Source organism: Streptomyces sp. NC-S4, from assembly GCF_054353315.1.
Map to the genome: position 1 here is coordinate 858,290 of NZ_CM135937.1, position 14,653 is coordinate 872,942.

Annotated in this window: 15 protein-coding genes; 8 read left to right on the plus strand and 7 right to left on the minus strand. The window is 72.0% G+C overall.

Going from position 1 to position 14,653, the window contains the following annotated elements:
- Positions 1-52 precede the first annotated feature (52 nt).
- Positions 53-559 carry a hypothetical protein gene (locus ACXNSR_RS03395; RefSeq protein ID WP_458640642.1) on the plus strand — a complete coding sequence of 169 codons (507 nt, stop codon included), beginning with the start codon at positions 53-55 and terminating at the stop codon, positions 557-559.
- Between the two features lie 43 nt (positions 560-602).
- Here ACXNSR_RS03395 and ACXNSR_RS03400 read toward each other — a convergent pair whose 3' ends face one another.
- Together ACXNSR_RS03400 and ACXNSR_RS03405 are read right to left on the minus strand one after the other, a co-directional pair.
- Positions 603-1,304, minus strand: a complete 702-nt coding sequence (locus tag ACXNSR_RS03400) for a GNAT family N-acetyltransferase (protein ID WP_458640643.1) — start codon at positions 1,302-1,304, stop codon at positions 603-605.
- Between the two features lie 127 nt (positions 1,305-1,431).
- Entirely contained in the window at positions 1,432-1,797 is a 366-nt protein-coding gene (locus ACXNSR_RS03405; protein ID WP_458640644.1) for a hypothetical protein, read from the minus strand.
- A gap of 361 nt (positions 1,798-2,158) precedes the next feature.
- Between ACXNSR_RS03405 and ACXNSR_RS03410 the strand changes: the two genes are divergently transcribed.
- Entirely contained in the window at positions 2,159-2,695 is a 537-nt protein-coding gene (locus tag ACXNSR_RS03410; protein WP_458640645.1) for an NUDIX hydrolase family protein, read from the plus strand.
- 95 nt (positions 2,696-2,790) lie between these two features.
- Here the strand turns inward: ACXNSR_RS03410 and ACXNSR_RS03415 are convergent, their stop codons facing one another.
- Positions 2,791-3,363, minus strand: a complete 573-nt coding sequence (locus ACXNSR_RS03415; protein ID WP_458640646.1) for a TetR/AcrR family transcriptional regulator — start codon at positions 3,361-3,363, stop codon at positions 2,791-2,793.
- A 146-nt stretch (positions 3,364-3,509) separates the two neighbouring features.
- Here ACXNSR_RS03415 and ACXNSR_RS03420 point away from each other — a divergent pair, with 146 nt between their 5' ends.
- Positions 3,510-4,301: an SDR family NAD(P)-dependent oxidoreductase gene (locus ACXNSR_RS03420; protein ID WP_458640647.1), complete on the plus strand. Its 792-nt coding sequence runs from the start codon at positions 3,510-3,512 to the stop codon at positions 4,299-4,301.
- Positions 4,302-4,372: 71 nt separating this feature from the next.
- Here the strand turns inward: ACXNSR_RS03420 and ACXNSR_RS03425 are convergent, their stop codons facing one another.
- The 3 genes from ACXNSR_RS03425 to ACXNSR_RS03435 all read right to left on the minus strand — a co-directional run bounded on the left by ACXNSR_RS03425 (position 4,373) and on the right by ACXNSR_RS03435 (position 6,770).
- Complete coding sequence (locus ACXNSR_RS03425; RefSeq protein WP_458640648.1) at positions 4,373-5,542, minus strand: alanine--tRNA ligase-related protein; 1,170 nt, start codon at positions 5,540-5,542, stop codon at positions 4,373-4,375.
- 229 nt (positions 5,543-5,771) lie between these two features.
- Positions 5,772-6,101: a divalent-cation tolerance protein CutA gene (gene cutA, locus ACXNSR_RS03430; protein ID WP_458640649.1), complete on the minus strand. Its 330-nt coding sequence runs from the start codon at positions 6,099-6,101 to the stop codon at positions 5,772-5,774.
- A gap of 54 nt (positions 6,102-6,155) precedes the next feature.
- A complete protein-coding gene (locus ACXNSR_RS03435) occupies positions 6,156-6,770 on the minus strand; it encodes a dihydrofolate reductase family protein (RefSeq protein WP_458640650.1) in 615 nt (204 codons plus the stop codon).
- A gap of 167 nt (positions 6,771-6,937) precedes the next feature.
- Between ACXNSR_RS03435 and ACXNSR_RS03440 the strand changes: the two genes are divergently transcribed.
- Both ACXNSR_RS03440 and ACXNSR_RS03445 read left to right on the plus strand, forming a co-directional pair.
- Complete coding sequence (locus ACXNSR_RS03440) at positions 6,938-8,197, plus strand: DUF2716 domain-containing protein (RefSeq protein ID WP_458640651.1); 1,260 nt, start codon at positions 6,938-6,940, stop codon at positions 8,195-8,197.
- Positions 8,198-8,323: 126 nt separating this feature from the next.
- A complete protein-coding gene (locus ACXNSR_RS03445; RefSeq protein WP_458640652.1) occupies positions 8,324-8,890 on the plus strand; it encodes an HPP family protein in 567 nt (188 codons plus the stop codon).
- A 164-nt stretch (positions 8,891-9,054) separates the two neighbouring features.
- Here ACXNSR_RS03445 and ACXNSR_RS03450 read toward each other — a convergent pair whose 3' ends face one another.
- On the minus strand, positions 9,055-10,380 hold the full coding sequence (locus ACXNSR_RS03450; protein WP_458640653.1) for a hypothetical protein: 1,326 nt from the start codon (positions 10,378-10,380) through the stop codon (positions 9,055-9,057).
- A 473-nt stretch (positions 10,381-10,853) separates the two neighbouring features.
- Between ACXNSR_RS03450 and ACXNSR_RS03455 the strand changes: the two genes are divergently transcribed.
- The 3 genes from ACXNSR_RS03455 to ACXNSR_RS03465 all read left to right on the plus strand — a co-directional run bounded on the left by ACXNSR_RS03455 (position 10,854) and on the right by ACXNSR_RS03465 (position 14,618).
- Positions 10,854-12,074, plus strand: a complete 1,221-nt coding sequence (locus tag ACXNSR_RS03455; protein WP_458640654.1) for a cytochrome P450, cyclodipeptide synthase-associated — start codon at positions 10,854-10,856, stop codon at positions 12,072-12,074.
- A 100-nt stretch (positions 12,075-12,174) separates the two neighbouring features.
- Positions 12,175-12,567: a nuclear transport factor 2 family protein gene (locus tag ACXNSR_RS03460; protein ID WP_458640655.1), complete on the plus strand. Its 393-nt coding sequence runs from the start codon at positions 12,175-12,177 to the stop codon at positions 12,565-12,567.
- 53 nt (positions 12,568-12,620) lie between these two features.
- Positions 12,621-14,618 carry an AAA family ATPase gene (locus ACXNSR_RS03465; protein WP_458640656.1) on the plus strand — a complete coding sequence of 666 codons (1,998 nt, stop codon included), beginning with the start codon at positions 12,621-12,623 and terminating at the stop codon, positions 14,616-14,618.
- Positions 14,619-14,653 lie beyond the last annotated feature (35 nt).

The following is a 14,653-nucleotide window of genomic DNA, read 5'->3' on the forward strand; positions in this document are numbered from 1 at the left end:
GCCTTCCGGCGGACCCGCGCCCGGGTCCCGCTCGCCCTCCGACCCCGCGCACGTGGTCGCGTACCGTGCCGGACACACCGCGGGCAAGGCCGTCTACGACTCCGACGGGAAGGGCGCGGCCGTGCGCGAGACCGTATGGGGCGGCTGTACGCGCCGGGCCCTGCAGGCCGGCGGCGACGCCGAGACGGATCGTGGCTCCTGGGTACGGGGCTGCCTCGACGGCGTCGCCAACGCCCCCGAGCGGTTACCCGCCGGCCCCGTGACCCAGCGGACCCCGGATGCGGAGATGCTGGAGCGGTTCCGCGCCTCGGCGCGCACCAGGGGTGAGACGCGGCAGGTAGACCACGTCCGCGTGCTCGCCGTGGCCCAACTGACCGAGCACGACTACGACGTCGAGTTGGGCACGGACTATCCGGCAGGCTCCGCAACACCCGGACCCGAAGCGCTCGCCCGGAGTTTCGTCGAGTGGTGGGACGGCGATCACGGCCGGGCCGGTACCGCCAGGAACGTGCTGGTCCTCGGGGCGGACGGAGCGAGGCTGACCGCGCAGCGCATCTGAGGGGCCGTGGTGGTCGGCGGACACGGCACCGCCGCGATCGGCCTCAGAGCGTCGGGCCGCGCCCGGACGAGCCGTGGGAGGGGCCCTGGCGGGTCGTGCGTCCGCCCGTGCGATCGGGGTCGCGCCACATCGGCCAGAAGGTCGGCCCGCCGTCCGGGAGCCGGATCTCCGCGGTGACGCGGAAGCCCAGCTTCTCGTAGAAGGGAAGGTTCGTGACGTTGCTGGACTCCAGGTAGGCGGGCTGCCCGAGCCGGTCGCAGGCGGCCAGCTGCTGGGCGAGCAGCGCCGACCCGATCCCCATCCCCTGCAGTCCCCGCTCCGTCCCCACGGACGGCAGGTACCAGTGCGGCAGCTGCGGATGGGCCTCGTACATGGTGTGCTGGACCTCCCCGGCCCGCCGCATCCCCCGCAGGCCGAAGATGGCCGCGTAGCGAGGGAGCGCCGCCGACTCCCGTACCAGGGAGGGCTTCCAGCGCCCGGGCCCCGACCAGAGCGCGGCCGCGAGCAGTCGGCCCTCGCCCGTAGCGGCGACCCGGACGGCACCGGCGCGGGGCCGCTGCTGCCGCTGTGCCAGCCGGAAGTAACGGGCGATCCCGCGTTCCCGGTCGGCGGCGGGAATCAGCCACGCCATGACCGGGTCGTCGGCGAAGGCCCGGGCCAGGAGCGCGGCGACCGCCCCCGACTCGGCCGGGCGGGCGAACCGGATTCCGTACCCGGCCAACGGCGGTGCTGGACGCGTGCTCATGGGGCCACGGTAGGCAGCCGGGGCGGGCCGGTCCGCCCCCGCGGCGCGGGACACGCCGTACGGGCCACCCGCCCGACCCGACCGGGGCCCGCCCGGCAGTACGGTCGGGCACGGCGCCCGCGCGGGGTCAGGAGGTGCGCTTCAGGGTCCAGGTGTTGGCGTTGAAGCTGGGGACGGCGGAGTAGCGACAGCCGCTCGAGTAGTAGGTGTTGGTGATGGTCCAGCCGGCGGGCGGCCACGTGGACGCACAGGCGTTGACCTGGGTGCCGACCGGATAGCCTCTGAGGTCCTTGATCTGCTTGGTGTTGGGCGTGAAACCGGAGCCACAGCCGCCGCTGTTCCACCACTGGGCGTCCACCCAGCCGTCCGGGGTGAGCGTGCTGGAGCACATGGTGAGCGTGTCGCCGGGGGCCGCCGAGGCGGGGCTCACGGCGATGGCGAGCGCGGTGACGGCCATGGTGGCCAGAGCGGCGGCGTGACGTATGCGGATCACGGGACGTTCCTTCCTGGGCGCGCCGGGATCACTGCCGTCCATCGGCAGGTGTACCGGGCACCGGGTCATTGCTATCCGACCGGCCCAGACTCCAGAAAGTCACCTTTTGGGCATAACTCGGCGACGCTTTAGAGCCTCCCCGGCACTCGGCTGCGAAGCCCTTCAGTGCCATGCCTCCCTGCCGTCGGTGGCCGAACGGTCCTGGACCGGCTCCCACTTGCCGACGCTGCGTCAGCCCCGCGCACCGCAGAGTTCCGGCCGCCGTCCGTGGTCGCGGGGACGGCACCCGGATCCCATTCCGTTCGGGCCGGTTGGACGCGTGATCTGGGCCGGAACCCGCCCTGGTAAGTAGGATCAAGGAATGTCTGACACGACCGAAACTACGCCCGGCTGGCTGAGCAGCGACGAGCTGGAAATGGCCCGCGCCCAGATGCCGATCCTTTACGTCGAGGCCGTCCCCGTACGCGTGGACGACACCGGCGAAGTCACCACCATCGGACTGCTCCTGCGGATCGGCACGGACGGGGCGATCAGCCGGACACTGGTGTCCGGCCGTGTCATGCACCACGAGCGGATCCGCGACGCGCTGCTCCGCCACCTGGAAAAGGACCTGGGCCCCGTGGCGCTCCCCCGTATCCCCGCTTCCCTCCAACCCTTCACGGTGGCCGAGTACTTCCCCACGGCGGGCATCACGCCCTACCACGATCCTCGCCAGCACGCGGTGTCGCTCGCCTACATCGTGCCGGTCACGGGTGACTGCCGCCCGCGTCAGGATGCCCTGGACCTGGTCTGGTTCAGCCCGCAGGAAGCCCTCTCGGCCGCCGTTCAGGGCGAGATGCCGGGTGGTCACGCGGCACTGCTGAAGCAGGCGCTCGCGCATGTGGGGTACACGTACTGAAGTCGCCGCGCACTCCGCGCGACGCTCCGCACCGGGCTCCGGTCGCTGTCGGCATCCGTGGCGGCGCGACCGGACCCGGTCCCGCACTCCCCCGGTTACGAGGTCTGCGCCGGGGCGAGCTTCGTGAGGACCAGCAGCGTGTCGACGAGGTCCTCGGCGGGGGCGCCGGTCGCCAGGCGGCGCAGTTGCTGTCCGAAGACCAGGGCCACGGCCGCGGCCGCCAGGCGTTCGGGGTCCGTGACGCCGAGCTGGGTCAGGATCCGGGTGGCCAGCAGGTCGTAGGCGGCGAAGCACTCGGTGGCGGCGGCGCGCAGCCGTTCGTCCCGGCCGGCCTGGACGTACAGCTCGAACGGCGCGATGTGGCGGCTGTCGAAGGCGTTGCCGCCCGCCACCTGCGCGACGACCTCGGCCGCCTGCCCGATGTCGAACTGCTCGTCGGTGCATTCGTCGGCGAGCGCCGTGAAGTGCCGTGTCTCCTCGGCCACGAAGTGCAGCAGGCTCTCGCGCAGCAGCTCGTGCTGGGTCGCGAAGTGGTAGGTGACGGAGCCGAGGGAGACTCCGGCCTCCTTGGCGATCCGCCGGTTGGTGACAGCGGCGATGCCGTCCTGCCCGATGATCCGCAGTACGGCGTCGATGATGCTCTGGCGGGTGTCGGAGGCATGGGACATGGCGTAATTCTGCCCCATCGGCCGGCTCGGCCGGCCGGGCGGCGCCGGGGAGTTGGGGACGACGAGGTGTGGACAGGGAGCGGCGCCGTCCATACTGTTCGTTCGAACGAACAGTTGAGGATCTCGCCAGCCGCACGGGAGTGCTCGTGGACATATCCGGATCGAACGTTCTGCTCACCGGCGCCACCGGAGGCATCGGCGCCGCCCTGGCCGCGCGCCTGACCGCGCAGGGGGCCCGTCTCACGGTCACCGGGCGGCGGGAGGAAGCCCTCAAGGCCACCGCCGACGCCTGCGGCGCCCGCACCGTGGTCGCCGATCTGGCCGTGCGGTCCGATGTCGTCCACCTCGCCGAGAGCTGCGCGCAGACGGACATCCTCGTGGCGAACGCCGCCCTGCCCGCCAGCGGAGACCTCCTGGAGTACGCCGAGGACCAGCTCGACCGCGCCCTCGACGTCAACCTCCGCGCGCCCGTCGTGCTCTCCCGGCTGCTCGCGGAGCACATGGTGGGCCGCGGGCGCGGCCACATCGTGCTGGTCGGCTCCATTTCCGGCAAGGCGGCCACCAAGTCGACCTCCCTGTACAACGCGACGAAGTTCGGTCTGCGCGGCTTCGCGCTCGCCCTGCGCCAGGAGCTCAGGGGTACGGGAGTGGGGGTGTCCCTGGTCCAGCCCGGCTTCGTCCGCGACGCCGGGATGTTCGCGGCCACCGGTGCCACCACGCCGAACGGCATCAGGACCGTCACCCCCGGCCAGGTCGCCGACGGGGTCGTACGAGCCGTCCGCCGCGACCGGTGCGAGGTCAACGTGGCGCCGCTGGAGCTGCGGCTGCTGAGCGCCGTCGCCGGGCAGTTCCCCGGGTTCGCCGAGCGAGTCCAGGCCCGTATGGACCTCGACGGGTCCGTGCGACAGATCGTCGAGTCCCAGCGCGCACGCCGCTAGGCCGTCTCTTTCGGATCTTGCCGGGCCCGCGGGACGCCCCGGGCCCCCTCGGAGGGCCTGGGGCGTCGTCGTCACCCGTGGTGCAGCAGGCTCGTCACCAGCTCGCGCGGCAGCCCGTGGGTGTCGTGGAGGTAGTGGAAGTCCTCCTCGGTCAGCGGGCCCCGGAACCGGGGGCGGGCGAGCACCTGCCGTCCTCGGTCCAGGAGCCGGCGGAACCGGCGCTCCTCCTCGCGCAGGATCCGGTGTACGTCGCCCGGGTCCAGGTCCTGCCGGAAGTGGTCCAGGGTGTGCCGGACCAGTTCGTCCGGCAGGTCCTCGACGCCCCGCGAGGCGTCCTCCCGCCACAGGACGGTGAGCATCCGTCGCACCAGGCGTCGCAGCACGTAGCCCTGCCCGGTGTTGGCCGGGCGCACACCGTCGCCGAGTACCACGACGGCCGAGCGCAGGTGGTCGCAGACCACGCGCAGCGACCGTTCGTCCAGGGACCACAGGGCCGGTACGAGGCTGCGCCAGGGGTCGAAGACGTCGCACTCGAACACGGAGGGCTTGCCCTGGAGCAGGGAGGCGAGCCGTTCCAGGCCCAGGCCGGTGTCCACGTTGCGCTGGGGAAGGGGAACCAGCGAACCGTCCTCGAGCCGGCGGTGGGTCATCGTCACGTGGTTCCACACCTCCACCCAGCGGTCGTCGCGGGTGGGCGTCGACTCGGGCGGGCCGTCGCCGTTCCACAGGAAGATCTCCGAGTCGGGCCCGCACGGTCCGACGGGCCCGTTGGACCACCAGTTGTCCTCCACGGTGAGTTCGACGGGGACTCCGAGCTTCTGCCACAGCTCCTGGGAAGCGGTGTCCGGTCCGGTCCGGTTGTCGCCGGCGTGGACGGTGGCGTACAGCCGTCCGGGATCCACTCCCAGTCCCTCGGTGAGGAGCCCGTATCCCCATTCGAGACTGAGCGGGCCGTCGTAGTCGCCCAGCGACCAGGTGCCGAGCATCTCGAAGACCGTCAGGTGGGTGGCGTCGCCGACCTCCTCCAGATCCGTGGTGCGCAGACAGCGCTGGACGTTGACCAGGCGTTTGCCCAGCGGGTGTGGGCGGCCCTCCAGGTACGGAGTGAGCGGGTGCATGCCGGAGGTGGTGAAGAGAACGGGGTCGCCGGGCGGTGGCAGCAGCGTCGAGCCGACGATACGGCGGTGCCCGCGCTCCTCGAAGTATTCGACGAACGTGCTGGTCAGCTGCTCGGTGTTCATGGTGGTGACTCCTTCGCGTCGAGCGGGAGGGGCACCGGAGAACGGACCGCGAAGTCTCCGACCGGGGGCGAGGGCGCCACGGCATGACCGACGGACCGTTGTCCGGTCGCCGGGGAGAGGGGAAGGTCAGGCGGCGGCAACCGGCGAGCTGGTCGCTCGCGCGGTCGCGGTGGTGCTGGGGCCGGTGACGTTCATGCGGCCAACCATAGTGCGGGGCTGCCGCCGGTGTTCAGGAATTTCGCGCCGTGGTTTCCCGCACCGCCCACGCCAGGTACTCCTGCGAGGTTCCGGCGGTCGGGAGCACGATCCACTGCGGCACCTCGTACGGGTGCCGCTCGTGCACCCACGCCCGCAGCTCGTCGACCCTCTCCGTGGTCGTCTTGAAGGAGAGCCGGTACTCCCGCTCGTGCTGCACGGCGTCCTTCCACCAGTAGAAGGAAGTCATCCGCGCGTCGACGTGCACCCCGGCCGCGAGCCGGGCCTCCACCGCGGCCCGCGCGATCTCGTACGCCTTCGTCTCGTCGTCCACGGTCGTCTGCGCGATCACGATGCTCGCCACGTCGGGGTCCTCCTGGGTCGGGTTCCGCCACCCTACGGTCGGCGCCGGCCCTTCCTAGTGCTGGGGCAGGTGGGTCCTGGCATCCTCGTACGTCCCCTCGCCGGGTGCTGCGGCCACGGCGTAGAAGAGGTTCAGCACACCGGTGCGGAAGGTCTCGGCGGACACCAGCTCCAGCGGGATCGACGGCGCGTTCTCCTCGAACAGGCGCATGCCGTCGCGCACGGCGATCGGGTGCAGCAGGAGGTTGAGTTCGTCCAGGAGCCCGGCCGCCAGCAGCTGACGGACGACGGACACCGAGCCGCTGATCCAGACGGGTGTGTCCGCGCCCGGCTCGTTCTTCAGCGCCGCGACCGCTGTCGCGAGGTCGCCGACGAGCAGTTCGGAGTTCCGCCAGGTGAAGTCGTACGGGGCGTGGGACACCACGATCTTGCGGGCGTCGCCGAGCACCTCGGCGAACGGGGCGTCCTCCCCGCCGGCCGCTTCGCGGTCCGGCCAGGCGCCCGCGAAGCTGTCGTACGTCCGGCGTCCGAGCAGCAGCGTGTCGGCCCGGCCGAGGGTCGCGTCGACGGCCGCGCCCATCTCCTCGTTGAAGTAGGGGAAATGCCACTGATCGGGAGCCTCGACAACACCGTCGAGCGAGATGAACAGCTGCGCCTTGATCTTCCTCATACCGGTCTCCGGGGGGCTGATGGTCGGGCCGTCCGCGTACGCCCCCATCCAAGGGCACGCGGCGGCCGGGCGCCGCACGACGCCCCGGCGGCCCGGTGCGGGCCGTGGGAACTGTGGGGACGGCGGGGACGGTGGGGACGGTGGGGACGGCACGTAGGCTCCCGATCATGGACATGGGTGAGCGCTGGGCGATGTACGACGGGCTGCGGGGCCGGGTCCCGCGATGGCATCCGGTCGGGGTGGTCGTCGAGGCCGACGGACCGGTCGTGCGCCGCCACTACGGGACGCACGGCACGGCCGAACACACCCCGCTCGCGGCGGGGACGGACCCCTCCGCACTGGTGCGCCGTCAGCAGGAGGCCTTCGCGGAGCGCTGTGAGCCGGTGGAGTGGAAGGTGTACGCGCACGACTCGCCGGACCTCGGCCCCGCGCTGACGGCAGCGGGGTTCACCCCGGGCTGGGAGCGCTCCGTACTGCTCGCCGCGCCACTGCCCGGCGAGCGGCCCACCGCCACGGGGGAGCCCCGGGTGGGAGTGCACGACCTGTACCGGGTGCGGGACCAGGCCGGGCGGACCCTGGAGATCGCCGTGGCCTCCCCCGGCCCCCACGCGACGCCCTACGCCGAGATGATCGCCGACGGCTCCTCGGACGAGGGCGACGTCCTCATCGAGGTCCTGCTGGAGGACGGCGTCGTCGTCGCAGTCGCCTGGGCCCACGCCGACGAGGGACCCTTCACCCTCGTCGGCGGGCTGACCGACGACGAGGCGGACTTCGTCAAGGCATGTACCGACCACTGGCGCTTGCAGAACCTGCTCGGGCAGCCCCTCCTCGCCGAGGCAGAAGGTCCCCTGCGCGAAAGCCTGCTGGAGGCCGGCTTCACGGAAGTCACCACCGTTCGCTCCTACCACTGGCGCCCACCGGGCACCCCCGAGCACACCCGCCCCGCTCAGTTCCTCGACGGGCTCCACGACGACGGTCCGCTGTGGGACCGCTTCTACGCGGACTTCGACTTCAAGCCGAGCACCACCTACCGGCCCGCGATCACCGAACCCGTTCCCTCCGCCGTCTGGCACCTGCACGCCCACCACCGGCCGGTCCAGGACGTCCTCGAACGCATCGACGCGATCGTCCGGCGCGGGCTGCTCACCGCCACCGAGCCCGGGGAGTCGGTGTACTGGCTCGACTGGCAGCACGACGGCTACCGCTACGACCCCCGGCGCACCGACGCCCCGGGACGGCCGCCCCGCCCCGGGCTGGGCACCTACCCCAACGGCGACTACTACCTCCACCTCACCGACGACCTGCGCCTGGGCACCTTCGGCCACCCCTGGGAACAGACGCTGACCGTCTGGGGACCCGACCTGCTGGCCGCCGTCGAACCGGAACTGACCGAGCTCCTCGGGGAACCGGTCCGGCGCCGCACCTGACCGCACGGCACCTGTCGCACGACGGCGTTGTAGGGCGGTGACAGACCGGCGGTACAAGGTGTCCGCCGGGGCGACCCCTCCCGTCGTTCCACCGACCCGTGTACCGCCCCGCAAGGAGCCGCCTTCGTGAACGCTGACTCCGTGCTGCCCCGACGGCGCGCGCCCGGTCCCGGGGCGCCCCGCGCGAACGTACCGCCCCCGGGGCGGCGTGGACGCCGACGCCTCGCCCGGCAGGGCGCGGCAGCGGCCTTCCACGGCGTGGGCGCGGTCACCGCCGCGCTGCTCGTGCTCGCGGCCATCGGGACGGTGATCGGCGAGCCGGTGCTCATACCGTCCCTTGCCGCCAGTGCCGGAGTCCTGCACAGCACCCCCACCCTGCCCGTGGCCCAGCCCCGGAGCGTCGTCGTCGCGCACCTGCTGGGTGCCGGCGCCGGGTACGCGGTCCTGGTGCCGGTGGGGAGCACCCCCTGGAGTGCGGCGCTGGCCGGGGGGTTGACGTTCGCCGCCACCACGCTCGCCCGGACCCCGCACTCGCCCGCCTGCGCCACCGCAGTGGTCGTCGTGCTGCAGGCCCCGGCGCCCGCACGGTTCGTCCCCCTGCTGTTCGGCGCCACCGTGGTCCTCGTCCTCGCCGGTTGCGCCGCCTCCCGCGTACGCCGGGGAGCGGCCCGCTACCCCGTCCGCTGGTGGTAGCCGCAGCACACCCGGCGATGAGCGTTCACTTCCATCCCATCGCAACGAACGACGTGCCGCACGTTGCATTGCCTGCGCGGTCGCCGTCCCGTACCGCTCGGTGCTGGTCACGGTCACCACCGCCGCCCCCGACCGCAGGGGCTGCGGACCGGCGCGCGGGGCCGTCAGGGAGCAGCGACGTACACGACCTGGCTCACGGCGTTCTCGAACTGCGGCGCGCCGGTGTAGGCCGCACGCCAGTAACCCGCCCCCGCCTGAGGGGCGGTGGTGGAGAAGGCGAAGCCCTCACCGTTCCACCTGGCGTCCGGCACGGTGGCAACGGTGGTCCAGCCGCCCTTGCCGGTGGCGGAGTACTGGATGTTCACCGGGATCGTGCCCGGCGTCGAGTTGCCTTCGAACTCCATGCTGCCGCCGACCTCCACGGTCGCGGCATCGGAGCGGGTCGCGGTGAGGGACCGGAACGCGGCGGGCTGCACGACCATGATGTCGACGCTCGCCTGGGCGTCGGCCAGGAACAGGTCGTCGCTGCGCCAGCCGACCGCGATCGAGGAGTTGCCCCAGAGCGGCTGGGTCGCCGGGAAGAGCGCGTTGCCGCCGGCGTCCGTGGTGCGCTGGACGAAGTCGCCGAAGGAGTTGGAGCCCATCGTCTTGCCGGCCAGCGGCTGCCAGCCGGTGGGCGAGTTCCAGAGCAGGGTGGCGCTGGTCGAGTTCACCGTGCCCTTGAACGGGACCTTCCGCTCGCTCGGGGTCTCGACGATCTTGGTGGCGGTCTTCTTCACCGTGATCGGGAAGGTCTTCGAGGAGGACTGGTTGTAGAAGACGTGGTTCGGGTCGTACTGGAAGGCCGCCTCGATGCGGTTCTGGTACTGGTCGGTGACCGGGAGCGTGGCGGAGAAGCTGCCGTCCGCCGCGGTCGTCACCTCCGCGTACTCCATGTACGAACTGACCGCCACGGTCAGCCCGCCCATCGGGGTGATGGCGCCGGAGCCCGGCCACTGGCCCATCAGGTGACCGCTGATGGTGACGCTTCGGTGCTGGTAGTCGACCGTGGTCCGGTCGACCTTCGTGTCCTTCATGTTGGTCTGCACGGCGTAGTAGAAATAGCCCACGCCGGCCGCGGAAAGCGTGTCGCCGCCCTCGTCGGAGGCCGACACGTCGATGCGGTAGCTGCCGAGGTCCGGCAACTGGATGCGCCCGCGGTTCTTCCACGTACCGTTCTCGGCGGTGCCGGAGGCCAGTTCGAAGTTCCCCACCGTGGCCACGGTCTGCTGGGTTTCCATCGAGTACAGGCTGACCTTGACGTTCTTGACGGCGCTCGGCGCGGTCAAGGACAGGACGATCTTGCCGTTGTTGGTCCAGTCGTTGTGAGCTTCCTGGACCGTGATGCCGGTGAATCCGCTGTCCGCGTGCGCGGCCGTGGTGCCGCCCAGTACGAGACTCCCGGCGGCCAGCGCTGCGGCACAGGCCAGCAGGGCACGACGAGTTGCCATTGTTCCCCCCTTGTACACCGCTGTGTCGCCGACCGGCGATCAGCAGACGGACGCTACCAGTGCCCCCGCCCCGCCCTCCAACGGAATACGCGGGACGTGGCCGGGTCCGGTCAGGCGTCGCCCCGGCGTCGTCCTCACCCGCCACGAGTACGCCGCGGAGCCGACGGCGAGCACGAACAGCGGCGCCCGGAGGACGGCCCACCACGGCCGCCGCACGCCCCCCATTCCTGCGGATCTTAGGCCGGTTTCCACCCATTGGCCGGACATATGGTCGCCCCAACAGGCGCAACCCATAACGCCGTTCACGCGTCTTGCAGGCCGGACGGCCTGCCTGCGCGCCCTCTCCCGTTCACGGGAGGGGGCGCGCAGGCGGCGTCCCGGCCGGAACCCCTTCGGCCAGGACCAGGGCACGGGCTCCGCCGACCCCCGCCCCTGTTCCTTCCACGCGTTGCGCAGTTCGAGAGGTCTTCACCATGACCGTGGTCGATAGCGGTTTCAGCGTCCTGTCCGAGGACTTCGCCGCCGCCCCCCACCGCTACTTCGCACAGCTGCGGGAGCAGGCTCCGGTGCACTACGAACCGGCGATCGACAGCTACTTCCTCTCCCGCTACGAGGACGTGAAGCGGGTGCTGACCGACCATGAGGCGTTCAGCACCGAGACGCTGCAGGTGCGCGCCGAGCCGGTGATGCGCGGGCCGGTCCTCGCCCAGATGACCGGGGCCGAGCACACCGCCAAACGAAGAATCGTGGTCCGTGCCTTCACCGGACCGGCCCTTCAGGACCAGATGCGCGTCATCCGCGCCACCGCCGCCGAACTCATGGCCCCCTTCCTCCCCCTGGGCCGGATGGACCTGGTCAACGACTTCGGCAAACCCTTCGCCATCCATGTGACGCTCGAGGTCCTGGGCCTGGACCGGAGGGACTGGCCGCAGGTGGCCGCCTGGCACGGCGGGGTGGCCGAGTTCATCACCGCCCTGACCCTCACCCCCGAACGCCGCCGCCACTGCATCGACTGCGCCGAGCAGTTGGAGGCGTACCTCCTCCCCGTGATCGAACAGCGGCGCCGCGATCCCGGCGACGACCTGATATCCAAGCTCTGCACCGCCGAGTTCGACGGCATCGCCATGAACGACCGCGACGTCACCGCCCTGATCATCAACGTCCTCGCCGCAGCCACCGAGCCCGCGGACAAAACCCTGGCGCTGCTCTTCAAGCACCTGATCGACCACCCCGAGCAGCTGGCACAGGTGCGCCGGGACCCCGGCCTGCTGGCCGCCGCGATCGCCGAGACCCTGCGCTACACTCCGCCGGTCCAGCTCGTTCCCCGCCGGGCGGAGCAGGACACCGTGTTCGCCGGCACCACCGTCCCGGCGGGTGCCACCGTCTTCTGCATGATCGGCGCGGCCAACCGCGACCCGGACGCCTTCACCGCCCCGGACACCTTCGACATCCACCGCCCGGACCTGAGCACCGCCCGCTCCTTCACCGGGGCCGCCCAGCACCTGTCCTTCGGTGCCGGACTCCACCAGTGCGTCGGCACCGCCTTCGCGCGCGCCGAGATCGAGACCGTCGCCGCGATCCTCCTGCCCCTGCTCGACCGGGTCCGCCACAGCCCCGGCTCCCGGTACCAGGAGGCCGGCCTCTACACCCGGGGCCCGCTCGCGCTGTCCCTGGACTTCACCCCCGTCCACTGACGCGGCACCGGTCGTGACCGACGTACCCGACCGGCACACCCGACCGGCGTCCGCCCCTCCCCGTCCGAACACCCCCCACTCCCCTCAGGCGAAGACGACCATGACATCGACCGACATCACCCGAGCCATCGACGATCTGCTGTTCACCCCGGGGCTCGACCTCGCCGAAGCCATCGACCGGCATTTCACCCCCGACTACCGCCAGCGCACCAACGGCGTGTGGAGCGACCGGGCCTCCTTCACCCAGCACATGACGCGCCTGCGCTCCCTGATCCGCAGCGGGCACATCGAGGTCCACGACGAACTCCGCGACGGACCGCGCTACGCCGACCGGCACACCGTCACCCTCGTCCACCACGACGGCCACACGTCCCGCACCGAGGTCTACCTCTTCGCCGAACTGGCCCCCGACGGCCGCTTCCGGCGCGTCGAGGAGACCACCCTCCTGGTCGCCGGCGACCCCGACGACCGGAACATCGGTCTCGTCAGGTGAACCCCGATCACATTCCGCTGCCGGAACCAAGACAGGGAGCCGCCATGGTGTCCGTGGGAGAAAGACTCAGCAGAGCGCGCGTACGGGCCTTCGTCGGCCGGGACGAGGAACTCGGCCGCTTCGGCGAGGCGTTGGCGGGCGATCCGCACGCGCCGTTCGCGTTCTACGTGTACGGGCCGGGCGGGATCGGAAAGTCGACGCTGCTGCGGCGACTGGCGGATCACGCCCGGGCGGCCGGACGGCTGCTCGTCGAGCTCGACGGCCGGTTCGTCAGCCGGGACCCGGCCGATTTCGAGCGCGCCGCCGGACCGTTCCTGGACGTTCCGGGCACGGTCCTGTTCGTGGACTCCTTCGAGCACTGCCAGTGGCTCGAGAGCTGGCTGTGGCACCACTTCCTGCCCCGCGCCGCGGACGACACCCTGGTCGTCCTGGGCGGCCGGCGCGCCCCGCAGCCGCAGTGGGCCGCCGACCCCGCCTGGTCCCGGCTCCTGCACGTGAGCGAGCTGGAGCCGTTCTCCGCGGAGCAGGCCCGGAGCCTGCTGGTGGCGGCGCAGATCCGGCCCGAACTGCGCGACCGCGTGCTGCGCTTCGCCGGGGGCAACCCGCTGGCGCTGTCGCTGGCGGCCGCGGCCGGGTCGGAGGGCTGCGGCCGGGAGGAGATCTGGGCCCCGACCGCGGACGTGTTGCGCACCCTGCTGGCGGGGCTGATCGGGGAGGTGCCCACCGCGGCCCACCGCCGCGCCCTGGAGGTGGCGGCCCAGGCCCACTCGACCTCCGAGGAACTGCTGGCCGCGGTCCTGCCCGCGGAGGACGTCCATCCGCTCTTCTCCTGGCTGCGGGACCTGCCCTTCATGGAGTCCACCCTGCGGGGGGTGTACCCGCACGACGCGGCGCGCGAGACGCTGGCCGCCGACCTGCGCTGGCGGGCGCCCAACGCCTTCGAGGCGATGCGCCAGCGGCTGGCGGACGAGTACCTGCGCGTCCTGCGCGAGGCGCCCGAGGAACGGGTGTGGACCGTCACCGACGATCTCTTCTACCTGTTCCGGGAGGGCGCGACGCTGGCCCGGCTGCGCTCCTGGTCCCGCGAGGACGAGGTCCACGACCGTCCGCTGCACCCGGACGACATCGATGTCATCCTGCGCATGGCCACCGAGACGGAAGGGGCCGCCTCCGCGGACCTGGTCCGCTACTGGGCGCAGCGCCAGCCAGAGGCGTTCAGCGTCTACCGGCTCGTGAGCACGGGCCGGATCGTGGCGTTCACGGCGCGGCTGGTCCTGCCGTCCCCTCCCGACGCCCAGGACCTGGCCACCGATCCCGTCGTGGCCGCCGCCTGGCGGTACACCGAGGCCACCGCGCCGGTGAGCCCCGGTGAGCACATCGGCGTCAGCCGCTTCTCCATCTACCCCGAGCAGTACCAGGTGCCCTCGCGCGTCATCGACCTGAGCAGTTCCCGGGCCCAGGCGGAGGCGGCCAGGGCCCGCGGGCGCGCCTACGGTTTCGCCGTCTTCCGGGACGCCGAGAACTGGGCCGAGCGCGTCAAGGGCACCCTGGTGGACACGGGCGCGCGGCCGCGGGTCGGTGAGTACACGTACGGGCTGTTCGGCGTCGACTGGCGCCGGCTGCCGGTGGAGTCGTGGCTCATGCACTTCATATCGGCCACGGAGGTGCCCGCCGCCCCGGCCGGTCCGTCGCCCGTCTCGCGCACCGCGTTCGACCAGGCCGTACGCGAGGCGCTGGCGCACTGGCGTGATGCGGACGCGTTCGCCGCCTGCGCCTTGATGCGGACCCGGCTCGCGGCCGACCTGGGCGATCCTGTCGGGGAGTTGCGCGCCCTGCTGCGCCGGGCCGTCGACGACCTCGGACTCGACCCGCGCGGGGTGCGTGCCCGCGAGGCCCTGACGGCGGGCTACTTCTCCGGTGCGCCCACCCAGGAAGCCGCCGCCCGGCGCCTGGGGCTTCCGTACGGCACCTACCGCCGCCATCTGCGCCAGGGCCTGGACCTGCTCTGTGAGGCCTTGTGGCGGAAGGAGTTGCACGACCCGCGCCGGTGACGGCGGACGCGCGCCCACGGCTGGGCCGGGTGGAC

Excerpts from the sequence above, each read along its gene's own strand:
- ACXNSR_RS03400 (WP_458640643.1), bottom strand. The coding sequence starts at position 1,304 with ATGAGCACGCGTCCAGCACCGCCGTTGGCCGGGTACGGAATCCGGTTC.
- ACXNSR_RS03410 (WP_458640645.1), top strand. The coding sequence starts at position 2,159 with ATGTCTGACACGACCGAAACTACGCCCGGCTGGCTGAGCAGCGACGAG.
- ACXNSR_RS03415 (WP_458640646.1), bottom strand. The coding sequence starts at position 3,363 with ATGTCCCATGCCTCCGACACCCGCCAGAGCATCATCGACGCCGTACTG.
- ACXNSR_RS03425 (WP_458640648.1), bottom strand. The coding sequence starts at position 5,542 with ATGAACACCGAGCAGCTGACCAGCACGTTCGTCGAATACTTCGAGGAG.
- ACXNSR_RS03435 (WP_458640650.1), bottom strand. The coding sequence starts at position 6,770 with ATGAGGAAGATCAAGGCGCAGCTGTTCATCTCGCTCGACGGTGTTGTC.
- ACXNSR_RS03440 (WP_458640651.1), top strand. The coding sequence starts at position 6,938 with ATGGACATGGGTGAGCGCTGGGCGATGTACGACGGGCTGCGGGGCCGG.
- ACXNSR_RS03450 (WP_458640653.1), bottom strand. The coding sequence starts at position 10,380 with ATGGCAACTCGTCGTGCCCTGCTGGCCTGTGCCGCAGCGCTGGCCGCC.
- ACXNSR_RS03455 (WP_458640654.1), top strand. The coding sequence starts at position 10,854 with ATGACCGTGGTCGATAGCGGTTTCAGCGTCCTGTCCGAGGACTTCGCC.
- ACXNSR_RS03460 (WP_458640655.1), top strand. The coding sequence starts at position 12,175 with ATGACATCGACCGACATCACCCGAGCCATCGACGATCTGCTGTTCACC.